Source organism: Saccharopolyspora tripterygii, from assembly GCF_054778355.1.
This window is the reverse complement of sequence record NZ_BAAGZP010000048.1, coordinates 1-16710: the sequence shown is the minus strand read 5'-3', so window position 1 is coordinate 16710 and position 16710 is coordinate 1. Positions and strand designations below refer to the sequence as shown.

Genomic DNA, 16710 nt, shown 5'->3' with positions numbered 1-16710 from the left:
ACATCCTCGGACGTGTCAGCAAGACAACACGATTGATCAACACCTGATCCGGTGACGACCGTTGTGTCTCACTGGGCGTTGCCTGAATATCCGCCCTACTCTCCGATTCATCGAATGGGCCTACCGTCCGGAGAGGAGATCACCCATGGATGACGCCGACGCAGTCGTACCGCTCCGGCCGGGTTTCGACATCCAGGTCCGCGGGTTCAGCCGCAACCAGGTCGTCGACCACATCGAGGTCCTGGAAGACCAGCTGCGCATGGTCACCATCGACCGAAACGAAGCGGTCCGGCTCAACAACGACCTCCGCAAGCTCTGCGACGACACCCGCCGGAGCCTCGACCAGACCGAACAGCGGCTCAAGAGCATCGAATCCTCCGACACCGGGCTCCCCGCGGCCTCGCAGCGAGTGCAGAACATGCTCGCCATCGCCGAGGACGAGGTCCAGACCCTGCGCGATCAGTCCAAGCGGCAGGCCGAGATCATCCGCGGCACGGCGGAGACCGAGGCCCGCGCGCTGATCAGCGAGGCCGAGCAAGCCGCGTCCGAGCTCCGCGACCAGTGCAGCGAGCTGGTCACCGACGTCGAGAACCGGCGCGCCAAGCTGCAGCGCGAGCACGAGCAGAAGATCAGCGAGCAGCGCAGCCGCGAGTACCGCCTGCGCCAGGAGATCCGCAACGAGTACAAGCGCGTCGTCGCCAACGCCCAGGAGGAATCCGACGCGCTGATCTCGGAGACCCGCAAGCAGTGCGGCCAGTGGGACGCCGAGTCCGAGCAGCTGAGGCTGGAAGCGCTGGAGGAGATCCGCCTCGAGCGGTTCCGCCTGGAGGAGCTGCGGACCTCGGTGCTCTCCGCGATGGACGACGCCAAGCGGACGCTCGACGGGTCGACCGCGGCCCTGCGCGCCAAGATCGACCCGGCCGGGTCGAGCAGCGCGGACACCGCCGAGACCGACGGGCCGGTGGAACCCGAGGCGCACCGGCTGCAGGAGGTCACGCTGCCCGAGCAGCGCGACGACGTGCAGACCTACACGATTCCGATCGAGTCGCAGCACACGACCAACGGCGCGAAGGCTCCGAGCGCGCGGCACAACTGATCAGGGAGGCGTCGGGTGGAAATGCTGGTGCTGATGTTCGTGTGCGGTCTCGCGGTGGCCACGCTGGTGTTCTGGCCGCTGCTCAACCGCGCCAATCGCAAGGCGGCCGAATCGCAGTCCACTACCCCTCACGGCAGGCACGCGCTGGGCGCCGCCTCGGCCCCTGCCGCCGAGTCCGAGGACACCACCTCGAAGGACACCGCTCCGAAGGCCGAGGCCGGCGACGAGGAGAAGTCCGACCGCGGAGGCGACGGCGAGGCGACGCAACCGGTGAAGATCAAGGCGGTCGCATCGGCGCCTCGCGAGCCGGCGCCGATGGAGATGCCCGAACTGCCGACCGACATCTTCGACACCCGCTTCAAGGCCAAGTTCAACCGCTCCAAGCGTCGCCTGGAGCGCATTCGCGCGGAGATCGAAAAGGCCGGCTGACGCCGGTCGAACGCCGGGTGCGGTGCGACTGTGGCCGGGGCGATTTGCCGGTTGCTAGGTTCGGGAGCGAACCTAGCAACCTACGGCTGGAGCCTCCCAGGTGAAGAATCCGCCCCGGATCTACCTCGTCGCCACCACCGGCAACCCGAACTACGGCGACGAGCTGATCGCCGCGGCCTGGCTCAAGCACCTGGCGAAGGTGGCCCCCCACAGCGAGATCTGGTTGGACTCCCCCAACCCCGGTCCCAGCTCGGTGCTGCTCTCCCACCTGCACCCGAACGTCAAGTTCACCGACACGTTCTGGCGGCTGTGCTGGGAAGCCCCTGAGACCGAACCGTGGGCGGTCGCGGCGTTCGCGCAGCACGCGATCCACAACCCCGGGCTCGCCCCGCGCTGGGTCGCGGGCATCGAGCTGGCCGCCCAGATGGACCTGTTCCACGTGATCGGCGGCGGCTTCATCAACGGCATCTGGCCGCGCCACATCGGTCTGCTCGCGGCGGCCGCGGCGGCGGCGCACCGCTCTGGCGGCCGGGCCGTGATGACCGGGCAGGGACTCTCCCCGGTCGCCGAGGGCGCCGGGGCGCTGCTGCGCAGCCTCACCGAGCAGTTCGAGGTCGTCGACGTGCGCGACGAGTCGTCGGCGTCGGCGCTGGTGAACCCGACCGTCACCGGCGACGACATGTTCTTCGGAGTCGAGTCCGGGTTGTTCCGCACCGACGATGACGACATCCGCGACGTCATGATCTGCATGCAGTCGGACCTGCTGGACGAGTCCGTGCCCGCCTTGGCGGGATTCCTGCTGGACACGCTGCGCGCGTGGCAGGTCAAGCCGGAGCAGGTGGCGTTCGTGGAGGGGATACCGCGCGCCGACCGGGAGGTCTTCTCGCTGGTCGAGCACGACCTGCCGGGTGCCCGCTTCCACGCCTTCGACGAGATCCTGCGCGAGGGACTGCCCGCCCGGCCCGGCCAGCGCTGGTTGTCGACGAGGTTCCACCTGCACCTGCTGGCCGCGGCCGCGGGCGCGAGCGGCGTCGCGGTGTCGATCAACTCCGGGTACTACACCAACAAGCACCGGTCGTTGATCGAACGGGGTTCGGGCTGGGAGCTGAGCGAGGGGTTGCGGGTTCCGGCGAGTCCGTCGGGCGGCGGCTTCAGCACCGCCGCGCTGCGCGAGCTGCAGCAGCGCAAGGCGGCGCTGGCGAAGTCCATCTACGGCTGAGCGACCCGGGACCGCTTGATGCGCACGGTGTCGGCGAGCGCGTTGGCCTCCTCCGCGGTGCGGGCGCGGGGGATCTCGGCCTCCGGCTCCGCCGCGGGCCAGATCTGGGGCGCCTCGACTCCGGGACGCAGTTCCGCACCGCGGGCGGCTTCCAGAACGTCGCGACGGCGGTCAGCGATGTAGAACGGCGCGGCGGCCAGGATCGGGACCGACATGCCGATGAAAACGATCAGAAGAGAAGTGCTCACAGTCCCGGAACTCCATCCACGCTCGCGGAATACCCGCTGGTTGAAGCGCCCTGCTCAGGCAGGGGCCTCGCTCAGCATGTCGCTGTGCGAGCCACTTCGTTAACACCGCGACTTTGTGTCGCGCATCACAATCGAGATCACCTGTTCGGGTACTGCGGAACGGATGACGGCTCGCCATTTCCCGCGAGCCGCCATCGACTTCCCTGATACGTGAAACCGTTGTCAGGCAAGGAATTTCGCGGTCGGCCAGGTTTCCTTGACCCACGCGCTGTTCCAGAAGAGCCACTCGTACTCGGTCGCCCGGCTGAACGCGGCGAACATCTGCTCACGAGTCGCGGCGTCGGAGCGCGCCGCGATCTTGTCGGTGAGCTCGCGAGCGGCCAGCACGGCCTCGGCGAACTCGTCGTCGGCATAGGTCGTGATCCACGCCTTGTAGGGATGCCCCTCGATGTCGCCGGTCGCGTCGAGGATCTTGCTTCCGACGTACTGGTAGACCCAGAAGCAGGGCAGGATCGCCGCCAGCAGCACCGGGTACGACTCGATGAGCGCGCAGGAACGCAGGTAGGACGTGTAGGCCAGGCAGGTCGGCGAAGTGTCGACGCCGTCGATCTCCTCGTCGGTCAGGCCGAACTCCTCGACGTACCCGGCGTGCAGCCGGCGCTCCTCGACCAGCGCGCCCTGCGCGGACCCGGCCAGGAACGCCGCGTCGGCGGGATCATCGGCGCGGGTCGCCGCGGCCGACAGCGCCTGGGCGAACCCGACCAGGTAGCGGGCGTCCTGGACGATGTAGAAGGCGAAGACGTCTCGTTCCAGGCCGCCGTCGGCGAGCGCCTTGTTGAACGGGTGGTCGACGATCGCCTGCTGCAGGTCGGCGGTGCGTTCCCACGCCTCGGCGCAGAACCCGTCGGCGGGCGGAGCGGGCAACGTGCTCATGACGACTCCTCGTGGCGTCGGGATTTCGGGTGCAATGGCGCGCAGGGGACAGTTTTGGTCCGAACCGTCCGGGCAAAACGGACGTGGAACCCGGGCGGTTCGGACCAAAACCGCCCTCGGCCGCTCACCACCACTGGTGGAAGTGGTGCACGGGACCGTGCCCGTGACCGACGTCCAGGCGTTGCGAGGCGCGCAGGGCCTCGGTCAGGTACCGCTTGGCCTCGCCGACCGCTTCCAGCCAGCCGGCCCGCTGCGGGCGCAGCGCGGCGATCGCGGCCGAGAGCGTGCACCCGGTGCCGTGGTCGTTGGTGGTGTCCACGCGCTCGCTGCTGAGGAACTCCGCGAGCCCGTCGCCGTGCAGCAGGTCGACGCTGGACTCCCCGCGCAGGTGCCCGCCCTTGAGCAGCACCTGCTTGGCGCCGAGCGCGGCCAGCCGCTCCGCCTGCGCGGGCATCTCGTCCGGACTGCCGATCTCGGCCTCCCCGAGCAGGTCCGCGGCCTCCGGCAGGTTGGGCGTGATCAGGTCGACCCTCGGCAGCAGCTCGTCGCGCAGCGCGCCGACGGCCTCCGGCGCGAGCAGCCGGTCCCCGCTCTTGGCGACCATCACCGGGTCGAGCACCACGTGCTGCGGCGAGTAGCGCTCCAGCACGGCGGCGACGGCGCGGATCACCTCGGCGTTGGCCAGCATCCCGATCTTGACCGCGTCCACCCGGACGTCGTCGAACAAAGTCACCAGCTGGTCGGTGACGAAGTCCGGTGGCACCTCCTGCACCCGGCTCACCCCGGTCGTGGTCTGCGCGACCAGCGCGGTGATCACCGACATGCCGTAGGCGCCGTTGGCGGAGAATGCCTTGAGATCGGCCTGGATTCCTGCGCCACCGCTGGGATCGGTGCCCGCGATGGTCAGCACGTTGGGAGCCATGACGTCCCTCCGCTAGTACGAGCTAGGTCAGGTTCGACGGGTGTGTTCTCAGCCCTGCCGGGCACCCCGCGTCACTGGCACCAACCTAACAACAGAAGGCAAGCCCCCTCGCGCGCTCCTCCCCGACGCCGCGCTCGCTCGACGAGGCCGGATCGGTCATCCTGACCCCGAGGCTCCGCGGAGCCGCGATGATTGCGACGAATGCTGCTCCGGGTAGGCCGGTCGGAGCCACGAGTCACCCTTGTGGAGCAGTGCCGCGGCGATCGATTTCACACCGTGAAAGCACCCACCGGAAGGCGAGGTAACCCTTCCTCGCGGACTAAAGTGGAGGGCGATGGAAACCACGACCGATGCCCCAGGCTTCGCCCGCTCTCGCCGGCAGCGTCCCGCACAGGACCCGGCGCAGATCTGGGCGCCGCTAGCGGACCTGACCGAGGCCGCCGTCGCGGCCGGTTCGGGGACGGTGGCGATCACCCGCGGATTCGACCGCAACAGCCGTCAGCGCGCCAAGGCGCTGCGAGATCTGCTCTCCCAGCGCGATGTGCCCGCGATCGAGGTCACCCCCGCCCCGGGGAGCGACCGACTGCTGACCGACGTGGCGGTCAGCGCGGTGGTCAACCTGATCGGCGCCGGTTCGTGGCAGCCCTACCGGCTGGCCGCGCAGCTGCGCGCCCCCGTGCTCACGCCCAAGCCCGGCACCGAGCCGGGCGAGGAGGTCAGCAGGGACGTCATCGCGCTGGCCGGCGAGGAGTCGGGCAAGCGGGACGTCGCGCTCTCGCACATCGCGGTGCGCGGCGGCAACCCGGCCGAGGGCCGCCTGACCGTGGCCTTCGACGAGACCGAGCAGGTCATCGACGGCGGCTGGCTCACGGCCACGGTGTCGGAGGGCCGGCTCAGCGTGCAGTTCGGCGGGCAGGACCTGGCCGAGCAGTCGGTCAGCACCGGCCGGATCCGGGTCGAGGCGTCCGACGCGCCGCACCGCCTGGTGCGCGACGAGCTGCCGATCGCCGACTTCGAGGGCGCTGTCGTGCTCTCCGCCGAGCCCGCGGGGCTCAAGGTGCGCCCGGTCTGACCGCTTCTGGGCCGGACGAGTGGTACCGGCTAACAACGCTCGCGCAGGGGCGATTCCCGTAGTGGGGGTCGCCCCTGAGTCATGTCCGGCGACCGCGAACCCAGGTGTGATCACGCGCACGTCCCCACCGTTTCGACGAAGTGCCGTCACATCCACCGGGCTGGCGCGTCCCCCCCACCAGAAGCGCGCGCTGCGCGCCGTCACCGCACCAAGCGGATCGGTACAGGGAGGCTGGGACTGTGGGGCCCCACCAGGAGTGGCACGTGAGTTGCCGCGACGTCGCCGGACGGCGACGAGACATGTCGGTGTTCGTCAACCACGGCCGGGTCGTGATCGTGTCGCCACCCGGCGAAACGGCGGTGCTCTCGCCGCTGGAGGTCGGCCGCTTGCGCGCGGCCTTGCGCGACGCGGTCGTCAGCGCGGCCGAGTAGAACCCGGGGTCGGCGCGGCGGGATTCGGCTCCCCCTCGCTCGCCGTGCCGCACACCCCCGTCACCCTCGGCGAGGCCGGGCTCACCAGGCGTGAGATCTGGATACTCGACGAAGAGGACTTGGCCGCGAGGACGACTCACGGCACAATCTACTCTTGAGTAGGTTTAACGGACGAGGGGTGACGAGTGAGCGCATTGCGGCGATTGTCCAGTTTTCTAGCGAACCATGCCGCACCGGCTCTGCACACCTTGTTCGTGCTGGTCAAACAGGGCGTCGTCCGACCCATGCGGCCGGACAAGCTGGCGCGCATCGCGCTGGCCTACCGCCGGTGGGGCATCACCCTGCCGCTCGGGTTCGCCGTCGGGGCCGCGCGCCACCCCGATCGCCCCGCCGTGATCGACGAGCGCGGCGCGCTCAGCTACGCCGAACTCGCCACCCGCACCACACGCCTCGCCGGTGCGCTGCGCGACCGCGTGCCCGGCAAGACCCGGATCGGCGTGCTCACCCGCAACCACCACGGACCCGTCGAGGTCATCGTCGCCGCGGCCAAGCTCGGCGTCGACGTGGTGCTGCTCAACGTCGGGCTCAGCACCCGCCAGCTCGCCGACGTCCTCGCCGAGCAGGACATCAGCCTGCTGGTCCTCGACGAGGAGTTCACCGGACACCTCGCGGACCTGCCAGGCGACCTCGACGTGGTCCTCGGCTGGGTCGACGGCCTCACCGAGCACGACACGCTCGACCACCTCATCGCCACCGGCGAGGGCAAGCGCCTGGCCCGGCCGAAGCGGCACTCGCGGCTGATCGTGCTCACCTCGGGCACCACCGGCACGCCCAAGGGCGCGCGCCGTCCCGACCCGCCGAGCCTGAACCCCGCCGCCGCGGTGTTCTCCCGGATCCCGCTGCGCGCCGGTGAGCGCGTCCTGCTCAGCGCTCCCCTGTTCCACACCTGGGGCATCGCCGGGTTCCAGCTCTCCGCCGTCCTCGGCGCGACCCTGGTGCTCCGCCGCAAGTTCGACGCCGTCGACGCGCTGCGGACCGTGCAGCGGCACCGGGTCGGCGCGATGTTCGGTGTGCCCGTGATGCTCCAGCGGATGCTCGAACTGCCCGCCGAGGAGCGCGAGAGCTTCGACACCTCGTCGCTGCGCATCGTGGCCGCCAGCGGCTCCGCGCTGCCCGGCGACCTGGCCACCACGTTCCAGCGCGCCTTCGGCCCGGTGCTGCACAACCTCTACGGCTCCACCGAGGTCTCCTGGGTCAGCATCGCCACGCCCGCGGACCTGCGCGCCGCGCCGTCCTCGGCCGGCCGGCCGCCGCGCGGCACGGTCGTGCGCATCCTCGACGACAACGGCGACGCCGTGCGGCGGGGCGAGACCGGCCGCATCTTCGCGGGCAACGACATGCTGTTCGACGGCTACACCAACGGCAACAGCCGCGAGAGCCGCGACGGCCTGATGTCCACCGGCGACCTGGGGCGCTTCGACCGCTCCGGCCGGCTGTTCATCGCGGGCCGCGAGGACGACATGATCATCTCCGGCGGGGAGAACATCTACCCCAAGGAGACCGAGGACGTCATCGCCGGGCTCACCGGCGTCGCGGAGGCCGCGGTCATCGGGGTGGAGGACACCGACTTCGGCCAGCGCCTGGCCGCGTTCGTCGTGGCCCGCGAGAAGGGCTCCCTGGACGCCGACCAGGTCCGCGACCACGTTCGCGGCCGGGTGTCGAAGTTCGCCATCCCGCGCGACGTGATCTTCCTCGACGAGCTCCCGCGCAACGCCACCGGCAAGGTCGTCCCCGCTGAGCTGCGCACGCACCTCGACGGCTGATCGGCGTCGCCCCGTCCAACGATCACGACACTCTTCCCGCGATCACGCGGTCGCGGGAGTTAGGCTGCGTCGAGTGAATGACCGTCTAGTGTGGATCGACTGCGAAATGACCGGGCTGGAGCTCGGCAAGGACGCGTTGATCGAGATCGCCGCCCTGGTCACCGATGCCGACCTGAACATCCTCGGCGAAGGCGTGGACATCGTCATCCACGCCGACGACGAGGTCCTCGCGGGCATGCCCGAGGTCGTGCGCGACATGCACGACCGCTCCGGGCTCACCGAGGAGGTCCGCGCGTCCACGGTGACCCTCGCCCAGGCCGAGCAGCAGGTCCTGGAGTTCATCCGGCAGTACGTCCCCGACGCCCGGTCCGCGCCGCTGGCGGGCAACTCCATCGCCACCGACCGCGGTTTCATCGCCCGCGACATGCCGGAGCTCGACGCGCACCTGCACTACCGGATGGTCGATGTCTCTTCCGTCAAGGAGCTCTGCCGCCGCTGGTACCCGCGGATCTACTACGCGCAGCCCGAGAAGGGCCTCGCTCACCGCGCGCTGGCCGACATCCGCGAGTCCATCCGCGAGCTGGCCTACTACCGGCGCACGGCGTTCGTCCCGCACCCCGGGCCGAGCAGCGAGCAGGCGCAGTCGGTCGCGGCCGAACTGCTCAGCGACGCTGAGGGCGTCAGCGGGACCACCAAGGCCCGCGAGCAGTCCTGAGACCGCTGCTGAGCTGCTCGGACGCCAAAACCGGAGCCGGTGACGATCCCGTGGCGAGCACACGTTAAGATGGTTTCCGTTGCTCCGGAAGGGGTCCGAGAGACCGGTCCGAGCAGCCGAGGTGGGTGTAGCTCAGCTGGTAGAGCACTGGGTTGTGGTCCCAGGGGCCGCGGGTTCGAATCCCGTCACTCACCCTGCCGAGAAGAACTCCGGCCGATCGCCAGACATGGTGGTCGGCCGGAGTTCTTTCGTTCTAGCGGTGGCAGCGCAGGTCGTCCGGCGGGGCGAGATCGGTCACCTCGCTCCACTCCGAGACCGCGCGTTCCCGGCCGGCGAATCGGCACGCGATATCCAGCAGGGCCCGATCGTCGACCGCCCACCGCGCCACCGCGCTGTTCGGAGAGGCCGCGATCAGCTCCCCGGTCCCACCCGCGCCGAGATGCGCTGCGACCGGCATTCCGCGGCCCGACGAGAATCGGCGAAACTCACGCCATGCCCCGGCGGAGCGGGTTCCCACCGCCGATGCGGGAGAACGACTGCGCCGTTCGTGCGGCGCAGTCGTTCTCGTCGGCTACTTGTTGCCCTTCTGCCACTCGCCCCAGGGGATCTGCCAGTCGCCGAAGCCGTCCCAGGAGCGGAGGTTCGGGCCGTTGGCGTTGGTGATCTCGACCACGTCGCCCTTCTTCAGCAGGTTGAAGACCCACTGGGCGTTCTCGTTGCTCATGTTGATGCACCCGTGGCTGACGTTGCGGCGGCCCTGGTCGGACACCGACCACGGAGCCGCGTGCAGGAACTCGCCGCCGTTGGAGATGCGGACCGCCCACTCGACCTCGGTCTGGTAGCCACCGGCCTCCAGCGGCAGCCCGTAGGTCGTGGAGTCCATCATCTTCTTGCGGTGGTGCTCGGTGACCACGTGCACGCCGTTGTTCGAGGGGAATTCCGGCTTGCCCAGCGACACCGGCATCGTGCGGAGCACCTGGCCGTTCTTCTCCACGCTCATCTGGTGCGACGCGCCGTCGGCCTTGAGCACCACGCGGTCGCCGATGGTGATGGTCGCCTCGCGGTCCTCCTCGCCCCACAGACCGTCGCCGAACTGCCGGCCGTAGGCGTCCACCTGGATCGAGATCTTGGTGCCCTGCTGCCAGTAGTCCTGGGGCCGCCAGTGCACCTCGCGGCTGTTGAACCAGTAGAACGCGCCTTCCACGGCCGGTTCGGTGGCGACCTTGATCGCCTCCTCGGCCTTCGCCTTGTCCGGAGCCGGTGCGTCCTTGCTGAAGCGGAACACCAGCGGCTGCCCGACTCCCACGGTGTCGCCGTCGAGCGGGATCATCGAGACGTAGGTCTGCGCTCGGGGCGCGACCGTGGTGAAGGTCGACTGCTGGGTGATGGGCGGACCGCTCTCGCCCTGAGCCGTCACCGCCAGCGTGTAGGTCTTGCCGTACCCGGCCTTCTCCGTCGACGTCCAGGTGGCACCGTCCTGGGACACCTGCCCCGCCACCGGCTTGCCCTCGGAGTTGGTCAGCGTGGCGTTGACGATCCGTCCGCCGCTGACGCTCGCGCTCAACGGATCCGCGGGGGAGATGTCCTTGGCCCCGTTCGGCGGTGTGAACCGCACCACCGGAGCGGGCGGCCCCTCGTCCTGCCCGGACTCCGCGCCTCCGCCACCGCTGCACCCGGCGACCAGCAGACCCACCAGTCCGACGACCAGCAGACCCGTCCTCCGGCCAACCCGCATTGGAGCCCCGACCGGGTTACGCCTTTCACTCATTGGCAACTATCCGTCCCGTCACAAACCGCACCTGCGCCTGATGACCAGTGTGCCGCAATCACCCGACCGTGCGCGAAGCGACCGGGCCCACACTCAGAGTCATATCCCCTGCCCTTCCCGCACCTGCGGTGGACGCGCGACCGACCCCCGCGGTTGCCCTCGGCCGGGGAGACGACCCCCCGTCGGGAGCACCCACAACCCGTGCTAATGTTTTCGACGTCGCCAGGGGGACCGGACGGAAACCCTGGAGGACACCAGCGCCAATAGCTCAACTGGCAGAGCAGCTGACTCTTAATCAGCGGGTTCGGGGTTCGAGTCCCTGTTGGCGCACAGCGAATGAAAGGCCCGCCGCTCGGCGGGCCTTTTTCGTTTCTCGAATCGCCCGGAAACATGGCCCAGAACACTTTCCCGGGGCTCCTGCGCAGCCCGTTCCGGGCGCGTGCTAATCTTTTTCGCGTTGCCGGAGAGATCCGGTGGACGTGCCGGCGCCAATAGCTCAACTGGCAGAGCAGCTGACTCTTAATCAGCGGGTTCGGGGTTCGAGTCCCTGTTGGCGCACTCCCTTCTTCCCGCGCATTCCTCGATGCGATTTCCGAGGCTTTCGCGCGATCCCGTTCCGGATGAAAGCAGCAGGACAGCACCCGGCGGGACTCTGGCGTGGTCAACCAGGACCACCCCGGAGGACTCATGAAGATCCGGTTCTTGATCGCGTGCGCAGCGGCGTGCGCCCTGGCGGCCAGCGGAGTCGCCACGACCCAGGCCGCCGCTGCCGACCAGCTCGAATGGGTGTGCGCGGTGACCGATCGGGAGCAGTCGCTGCTGCTGCCCGGCGCCGCGGTGGACCAGCTCGTCGCCGGCACGCCGTCCTACCGCGGCCCCTGCGCCGAGTACGGCGAAACCGCACCGCTCGGCGACGGTCAGATCACGGCCTACACCCAATTCGTCGGTTCGCGGCCGGTTTCCGTCGGCGTGCGGATGACGGACGCGAGCTTCAGCGGGCTTCCGCACGACCCGCCCACCGACGGCACGCTGTGCTTCGACGAGAACGGCGATGGCAGCACCGATCCGATGGAGGAGTGCTCCGGCGGCTACGGGACGAAGCTCGAACTCGGTGAACGCGCCGCGCAGCAACCGGATTTCCCGTTCACCTACGTCCTCAACAACTGGAACCCGCACGGTCACATCCCGCTCGGTGTGTACGACGAGCCGCACTACGACGTGCACTTCTACCTCAACGACAACGCCGAGCGCCTGGCGATCCGCACCGGCCCGTGCCCGCAACTGGTGCATTGCGATGACTACGAACTGGGCAAGCGACTCCCCGATTCCCGCTACGTGCCCACCGATTTCCGGGATGCCGATGCGATCGAGCCGGCGATGGGCAACCACCTGATCGACCCGACGGCGCCGGAGTTCAACGGGCAGCCCTTCCGGCACACCTGGATCTACGGGACCTGGGACCGCGAGGTGACCTACTACGAACCGATGATCACCGCGGAGTGGCTCGACGGGCTGCGCACGGGCGCCATCGAGGACGGCTGCCACGAGTTCAAGCTCGCCGCCGCGTGGCGGGAAACCGGTTGGTACCCCTCCGCCTACTGCACGCGCCACAGCGAGACCCGTCACGAGATCTCCGTCTCCCTGGAGGGCTTCGAGCACCGCGAGGCGTCCTGACAGTCCACTTCGGACACGAACACGCGTGGTCACCACCGCTCGGCCGAAGTCTGCTCGCAAGGCGGTATCTGCGAGGACTCCCGGCACCAACAATCGGTCCGGCGGAGTCCCCCGACGGCGGAGGCGCATGTTCGAGCAGGTGATCACCGGCGCGGTCGTTCTCGCGACCGCGACGGCGACGGCGCGGATCTGCCTCGGCCACCGCGACCGGCGGCTCCCCGGCCACGTCGACCTCGCCCACCTGCTCATGGGCGCGGGCATGGTCGTGATGCACTGGGCGCAGTCACCGCTGCTCGCCGTGCCTTTCGTGGTGTTCGGGTCCGGACTGCTCCTGCGCGCGGCGAAGCTGCGCACCGGCTCCCACCTGCACCACGCGATCGGCTGCCTGGCGATGGCCTACATGTTCGCCGGGCAGCGGACCGGGGTCGCCGGGGCACCGCTGATCGCCGTCGGCCACCACCACGCGCCGGTGACCGTCGCGGCGACGGGCCCCGGCCTCTCGCTGCCCCTGCTCGGCTGGACCCTCATGGCCTACTGCGTCCTCTCCGCCGGATTCGCCGCCGCCGACCTCGCGAGAACTCCACCGCCACGGCTCCGCTCGCTGGTCGAGCTCGCGCTCTCAGCCGCGATGGCGCACATGTTCCTGGTGATGCTGTGAAGTGAGCAGCCACTGACACTTGTCGCTGCTAATGATCACTATTACAAGCCGGGGGCCTGTTCCCGAGCGAACCGCGAGGTTAGGCTACCCAAACTTCACGATGACTCCTACTGATTGGGTGCCCATGCTGCGTCATCGCAGACTCATCGCGGTGCTGTCCGCCGCGTTCGCACTGGCTCTCGCCGGATGCGGCACACCGGCCACCGACGCACCGCCGTCCGAGCAGACCCGCGTGGTCAAGCACGCCAAGGGCGAGGCCCACGTCCCCGAAAAACCCCAGCGCGTGGTGGTTCTCGACACCGGCGAGCTCGATTCCGCGCTGGCGCTCGGGGTGAAGCCGATCGCCACCGTGCTGCCCGACGCCAACACCCAGATCCAGCCGTACCTGGCGGAGAAGGCCGGCCAGGTCGAGATCGTCGGCACCATCGGCTCCCCCGACCTGGAGAAGATCGCCGCGCTCAAGCCTGACCTGATCCTGTCCAGCAAGACCCGCGACGACGAGCACTACGAAGCGCTCAACGCCATCGCGCCTACCGTCTTCGCCGAAACCGTCGGCAAGACCTGGAAGGAGAACTTCCGCCTGGACGCCGAAGCGCTCGGCAAGAGCGCGGAGGCCGACCGCCTGCTCGCCGAGTACCAGGCCCGCGCGGCCGAGATCGGCAAGCGCGCCGCCGGGCGCCAGGTCAGCATGCTCCGGTTCATCCCCGGCGACATCCGGCTCTACAACAAGGGATCGTTCATCGGCAGCATCCTCGCCGACGCCGGCCTCAACCGCCCGGACAACCAGCTCGGTGACAAGACCTTCACCAAGCTCAGCCGCGAGCAGATCTCCCAGGCCGACGGCGACATGCTGTTCTACGCCGGCTACGGCGACAACGCGCGCCAGCAGATGGGCCAGGTGACCGGCTCGGTGCAGTGGACCACCCTCCGCGCGGTGCGAGAGGGCCACGCCGTCGAGGTGCCGGACGACACCTGGTACCTGGGTCTGGGGCCGATCGCCGCCAACCTCGTGCTCGACGACCTCGAGAAGCACGTCGCCCCGCGGTGACTCAGCGCCCGACGTCGAGGCGGAGATCGCCGGAGCTCGGTCCCACGCGCAGCTCTCCCTCTCCCGGTTCGACCTCCACGGTCACCTCCGCCTCGGCGCCGGGTTCCGCCGTCGCCACCGCGAAACCCACCAGCCGCACGGGATCCGCGGCGTAGACCTGGACGACCTCCCGGCCAGCGCGATCGCCCGTGTTGCGCAGCTTCACCTCGACCGCATCCCCGTTGCGGGTCGCCTCGTCGTAGGACCAGGTCGTGTAGCCCAGCCCGTGCCCGAAGCAGAAGCCCGGCGTGACACCGCGATCCGCGTAGGCGCGGTACCCGAGCAGCGGTCCCTCCTCGTAAGGCAGTTCGCCGTCGACCGGCTGCACTCCCGGGAGCGGCACCGGCACGTCCGCCAGCGCGGCGGGCAACGTCGTCGGCAGGCGGCCACCCGGCTCCGCATCTCCTAGCAGCACCTCCGCCAGGGCGTCGCCGTACTCCTGACCGCCGAACCAGGTCCACAGCACGGCGGATGCGTCCGCAGCCCACGGCATCAGGACCGGGCCACCCGCGTTGACCACGACCACCGTGTTCGGGTTGACGGCGACGACCTTCGCCACCAGGTCGTCCTGCGCTCCGGGCAGGTCCAGCGAATCACGGTCGCGGCCCTCGGTCTCGACCTCGTCGTTGGTGCCGACCACGACGACCGCCACGTCCGAGTCCCGGGCAGCGCGCAACGCGGCCTCCAGCGCGGTCGTGTCGTCCCAGCGCTCCGACCGGTGGCCGAACCCGACGCAGACCAGGTCCGCGTCCACCTTCAGCGGCGTGAACTCGATCGTGAGCCGCACGCGACCCGACTCATCCACGTCGGAGTCCACCAGCACGACGTTGAAGCGCTGCTCCGGCGGCGCCAACATGTCCGCCAGCGGGTCGTCCACCGCGCTGCTGCTCGTGACATCCGCCGACAGCACCTCGCGGTCGGCGACCTCCACGCGGAAGTGCCCGGTGCCGTTCACCCCGAGCACGTGCTCGCCGAGCTCCGCGGACAGCTTCCCGCTCATCCGGAGCTTCTTCGTGCCCTCGGGCATCGCTCCCAACTGCCAGATCAACCTCTCGGTACCGCGCAGCTCGGTACCCAGGACGTCGCCCCTCTCGCCCAGGTACTCCACCCGCACGCCGTTGCCCTCGCCCCGCGGGTCCAGCAGGTTCTCGCGCGGTACCGGGTCGAGCAGCCTGCGGTGGCGGACACCGCGCTGGTACTGCACTTCCGCGTCCGGCAAGGCCTTCCGGATGCCCTCCAGCGGAGTCACCACGTGCGGTGGGGAGACGTGCGAGGAACCGCCGCCCTGCACGGCGGGGAACGAGGCGTTCTCGCCGATCACCGCGACCTTCGCGACCTTCCGGTCCAGCGGGAGGACGGAGTTCTCGTTGCGCAGCAGCACGAAGCCCCGGGCCGCGAGCTCCCGGATCACCGACCGGGCCTGCTCCGGCGGAGCTTCCGCGGTCTTCTCGCCGCCCTCGTCCTCACCGAGGGCACCGACCCGGTCGGCCAGGCGCAGCAGTCGCAACACCTTGTCGTCGAGGACCGCCTCCGCGACCTCGCCGGCCTCGACCGCCTTCGCCAGCGCGCCCTCCGCCCAGGGGCTCTTGGGTCCGGGCATCGCCAGGTCGAGTCCACCGTTGGCCGCGGCGACGCAGGACCGGGTGGCGAACCAGTCCGACACGAGCACGCCGTCGAAGCCCCACTCCGTCTTGAGGACGTCGTTGACCAGCGCGGAGTGCTCGGTCATCGTGTGCCCGTTGACCGCGTTGTACGCGGCCATCATCGCCCACGGGCCAGCCTGCTCCACGATGCGGCGGAACGGTGCGAGGTAGCAGTCGCGCAGCGTCTGCTCGTCGATGACGGCGTTGTAGGTGAGCCGTTCGGTCTCGCTCTCGTTGCCCACGTAGTGCTTGGGCGTCGCGGCCACGCCACGGGATTGGATGCCGGCGACGATCTCCGTCCCGACCACGCCCGTCAGCAGCGGATCTTCGGAGAAGTTCTCGAAATGCCTGCCACCGAAGGGACTCCGGTGGAGGTTGATGGTGGGTGCGAGCACGACGTGCACCCCGCGCCGGACCGCCTCGTCGCCGAAGAGCTCGCCGGCACGGCGCACCGCGTCGCGGTCCCAGGTCGCCGCGAGTCCCGAGGCGACCGGCAGCAGCAGCGACGTGTCCCGCTCGTCCCAAGTGGTGCCCCGAACCCCGTTCGGGCCGTCCGACAGCACCAGCCGGCGCAAACCGATCTTCGGAACCGGGTGCAGCGTCCAGAAGTCGGCGCCGGTCAACAGCCGCGCCTTCTCCTCGACCGTCAGCTTCCCCAGCAACGATCGCAGGTCCTTGTCTTCCACTCCCGCGCCCCTTTCGCCCGGACTCCGGCCGCAAGTCTCAAGCAACGACGATCCCTTGTCGAGCGCAGACACGGCCCTACCGGTGGGCAGTCGGGTGCACAGGCTGATTCCCACTCGGGACGGGCACCGCACCTCCCGTCATCGCGCCACTTGCAGTGGCGTTCCGGCGGGGTGCGGTTGGCTTTTCGGTGGTGGGTGGTGGGTGGGGAAGTTTTCATGAAAACTTCCCCCACCCACCACCCAGAAACCCCAGAACGACCGAAAGAACCGGAGAGCCCGGAAACCCAGAACAACCCGAATAGAGGT

The 16710-nt window shown here is 69.5% G+C and carries 16 protein-coding genes, 3 tRNA genes and 1 riboswitch; of the genes, 13 read left to right on the top strand and 6 right to left on the bottom strand.

Annotation, left to right across the window (positions count from 1 at the left end):
* Nucleotides 1-145: 145 nt before the first annotated feature.
* The 3 genes from ACYVF3_RS31050 (at nucleotide 146) to ACYVF3_RS31040 (ending at nucleotide 2744) form a co-directional block, all read left to right on the top strand.
* A complete protein-coding gene (locus ACYVF3_RS31050) occupies nucleotides 146-1096 on the top strand; it encodes a hypothetical protein (protein ID WP_461157836.1) in 951 nt (316 codons plus the stop codon).
* Nucleotides 1097-1117: 21 nt separating this feature from the next.
* Nucleotides 1118-1525, top strand: a complete 408-nt coding sequence (locus ACYVF3_RS31045) for a hypothetical protein (RefSeq protein WP_461157864.1) — start codon at nucleotides 1118-1120, stop codon at nucleotides 1523-1525.
* A gap of 100 nt (nucleotides 1526-1625) precedes the next feature.
* Complete coding sequence (locus ACYVF3_RS31040) at nucleotides 1626-2744, top strand: polysaccharide pyruvyl transferase family protein (RefSeq protein WP_461157835.1); 1119 nt, start codon at nucleotides 1626-1628, stop codon at nucleotides 2742-2744.
* Here the strand turns inward: ACYVF3_RS31040 and ACYVF3_RS31035 are convergent.
* From ACYVF3_RS31035 to thiD, 3 genes are all read right to left on the bottom strand, one after another.
* Nucleotides 2735-2992: a hypothetical protein gene (locus ACYVF3_RS31035; RefSeq protein WP_461157834.1), complete on the bottom strand. Its 258-nt coding sequence runs from the start codon at nucleotides 2990-2992 to the stop codon at nucleotides 2735-2737. The two genes, ACYVF3_RS31040 and ACYVF3_RS31035, sit on opposite strands and share 10 nt — an antisense overlap.
* 222 nt (nucleotides 2993-3214) lie before the next feature.
* Complete coding sequence (tenA, locus tag ACYVF3_RS31030) at nucleotides 3215-3925, bottom strand: thiaminase II (RefSeq protein ID WP_461157833.1); 711 nt, start codon at nucleotides 3923-3925, stop codon at nucleotides 3215-3217.
* Nucleotides 3926-4049: 124 nt separating this feature from the next.
* A complete protein-coding gene (gene thiD / locus ACYVF3_RS31025; protein WP_461157832.1) occupies nucleotides 4050-4847 on the bottom strand; it encodes a bifunctional hydroxymethylpyrimidine kinase/phosphomethylpyrimidine kinase in 798 nt (265 codons plus the stop codon).
* A riboswitch (TPP riboswitch) is annotated at nucleotides 4835-4926 on the bottom strand. Its footprint overlaps the gene before it by 13 nt.
* Before the next feature lie 255 nt (nucleotides 4927-5181).
* Here thiD and ACYVF3_RS31020 point away from each other — a divergent pair.
* From ACYVF3_RS31020 to ACYVF3_RS31000, 5 genes are all read left to right on the top strand, one after another.
* Nucleotides 5182-5919, top strand: coding sequence for a hypothetical protein (locus ACYVF3_RS31020; RefSeq protein ID WP_461157831.1), 738 nt, complete (start codon nucleotides 5182-5184; stop codon nucleotides 5917-5919).
* Between the two features lie 263 nt (nucleotides 5920-6182).
* Nucleotides 6183-6350, top strand: a complete 168-nt coding sequence (locus ACYVF3_RS31015) for a hypothetical protein (RefSeq protein WP_461157865.1) — start codon at nucleotides 6183-6185, stop codon at nucleotides 6348-6350.
* 254 nt (nucleotides 6351-6604) lie between these two features.
* Complete coding sequence (locus tag ACYVF3_RS31010; protein ID WP_461157830.1) at nucleotides 6605-8173, top strand: AMP-binding protein; 1569 nt, start codon at nucleotides 6605-6607, stop codon at nucleotides 8171-8173.
* A 73-nt stretch (nucleotides 8174-8246) separates the two neighbouring features.
* The gene (gene orn, locus ACYVF3_RS31005) at nucleotides 8247-8888 is read left to right on the top strand and encodes an oligoribonuclease (RefSeq protein WP_461157829.1); all 642 of its coding nucleotides are present in this window, start codon (nucleotides 8247-8249) and stop codon (nucleotides 8886-8888) included.
* A 121-nt stretch (nucleotides 8889-9009) separates the two neighbouring features.
* Nucleotides 9010-9082, top strand: a tRNA-His gene (locus ACYVF3_RS31000).
* Between the two features lie 59 nt (nucleotides 9083-9141).
* Here the strand turns inward: ACYVF3_RS31000 and ACYVF3_RS30995 are convergent.
* Both ACYVF3_RS30995 and ACYVF3_RS30990 read right to left on the bottom strand, forming a co-directional pair.
* Nucleotides 9142-9345 carry a hypothetical protein gene (locus tag ACYVF3_RS30995; protein WP_461157828.1) on the bottom strand — a complete coding sequence of 68 codons (204 nt, stop codon included), beginning with the start codon at nucleotides 9343-9345 and terminating at the stop codon, nucleotides 9142-9144.
* 114 nt (nucleotides 9346-9459) lie between these two features.
* Complete coding sequence (locus tag ACYVF3_RS30990) at nucleotides 9460-10656, bottom strand: L,D-transpeptidase (RefSeq protein WP_461157827.1); 1197 nt, start codon at nucleotides 10654-10656, stop codon at nucleotides 9460-9462.
* A gap of 257 nt (nucleotides 10657-10913) precedes the next feature.
* On the opposite strand from ACYVF3_RS30990, the gene ACYVF3_RS30985 reads away from it, so the two are divergent.
* From ACYVF3_RS30985 to ACYVF3_RS30965, 5 genes are all read left to right on the top strand, one after another.
* Nucleotides 10914-10986 (top strand) — tRNA-Lys (locus ACYVF3_RS30985).
* A 155-nt stretch (nucleotides 10987-11141) separates the two neighbouring features.
* Nucleotides 11142-11214: transfer RNA gene (locus ACYVF3_RS30980), tRNA-Lys, on the top strand.
* Between the two features lie 99 nt (nucleotides 11215-11313).
* Nucleotides 11314-12330, top strand: a complete 1017-nt coding sequence (locus ACYVF3_RS30975; protein ID WP_461157826.1) for a hypothetical protein — start codon at nucleotides 11314-11316, stop codon at nucleotides 12328-12330.
* Nucleotides 12331-12457: 127 nt separating this feature from the next.
* On the top strand, nucleotides 12458-12988 hold the full coding sequence (locus ACYVF3_RS30970; RefSeq protein WP_461157825.1) for a DUF5134 domain-containing protein: 531 nt from the start codon (nucleotides 12458-12460) through the stop codon (nucleotides 12986-12988).
* Between the two features lie 100 nt (nucleotides 12989-13088).
* Entirely contained in the window at nucleotides 13089-14036 is a 948-nt protein-coding gene (locus ACYVF3_RS30965; RefSeq protein WP_461157824.1) for an ABC transporter substrate-binding protein, read from the top strand.
* Nucleotide 14037: 1 nt separating this feature from the next.
* Here ACYVF3_RS30965 and ACYVF3_RS30960 read toward each other — a convergent pair whose 3' ends face one another.
* Nucleotides 14038-16404, bottom strand: coding sequence for a glycoside hydrolase family 3 protein (locus ACYVF3_RS30960; protein ID WP_461157823.1), 2367 nt, complete (start codon nucleotides 16402-16404; stop codon nucleotides 14038-14040).
* Nucleotides 16405-16710: the final 306 nt, after the last annotated feature.

Coding starts and splice junctions, on each gene's coding strand:
- ACYVF3_RS31045 (WP_461157864.1), top strand. CDS start 1,118: ATGCTGGTGCTGATGTTCGTGTGCGGTCTCGCGGTGGCCACGCTGGTG.
- ACYVF3_RS30965 (WP_461157824.1), top strand. CDS start 13,089: ATGACTCCTACTGATTGGGTGCCCATGCTGCGTCATCGCAGACTCATC.
- ACYVF3_RS30990 (WP_461157827.1), bottom strand. CDS start 10,656: ATGAGTGAAAGGCGTAACCCGGTCGGGGCTCCAATGCGGGTTGGCCGG.
- tenA (WP_461157833.1), bottom strand. CDS start 3,925: ATGAGCACGTTGCCCGCTCCGCCCGCCGACGGGTTCTGCGCCGAGGCG.
- thiD (WP_461157832.1), bottom strand. CDS start 4,847: ATGGCTCCCAACGTGCTGACCATCGCGGGCACCGATCCCAGCGGTGGC.
- ACYVF3_RS31020 (WP_461157831.1), top strand. CDS start 5,182: ATGGAAACCACGACCGATGCCCCAGGCTTCGCCCGCTCTCGCCGGCAG.
- ACYVF3_RS31050 (WP_461157836.1), top strand. CDS start 146: ATGGATGACGCCGACGCAGTCGTACCGCTCCGGCCGGGTTTCGACATC.
- ACYVF3_RS30970 (WP_461157825.1), top strand. CDS start 12,458: ATGTTCGAGCAGGTGATCACCGGCGCGGTCGTTCTCGCGACCGCGACG.
- ACYVF3_RS30995 (WP_461157828.1), bottom strand. CDS start 9,345: ATGCCGGTCGCAGCGCATCTCGGCGCGGGTGGGACCGGGGAGCTGATC.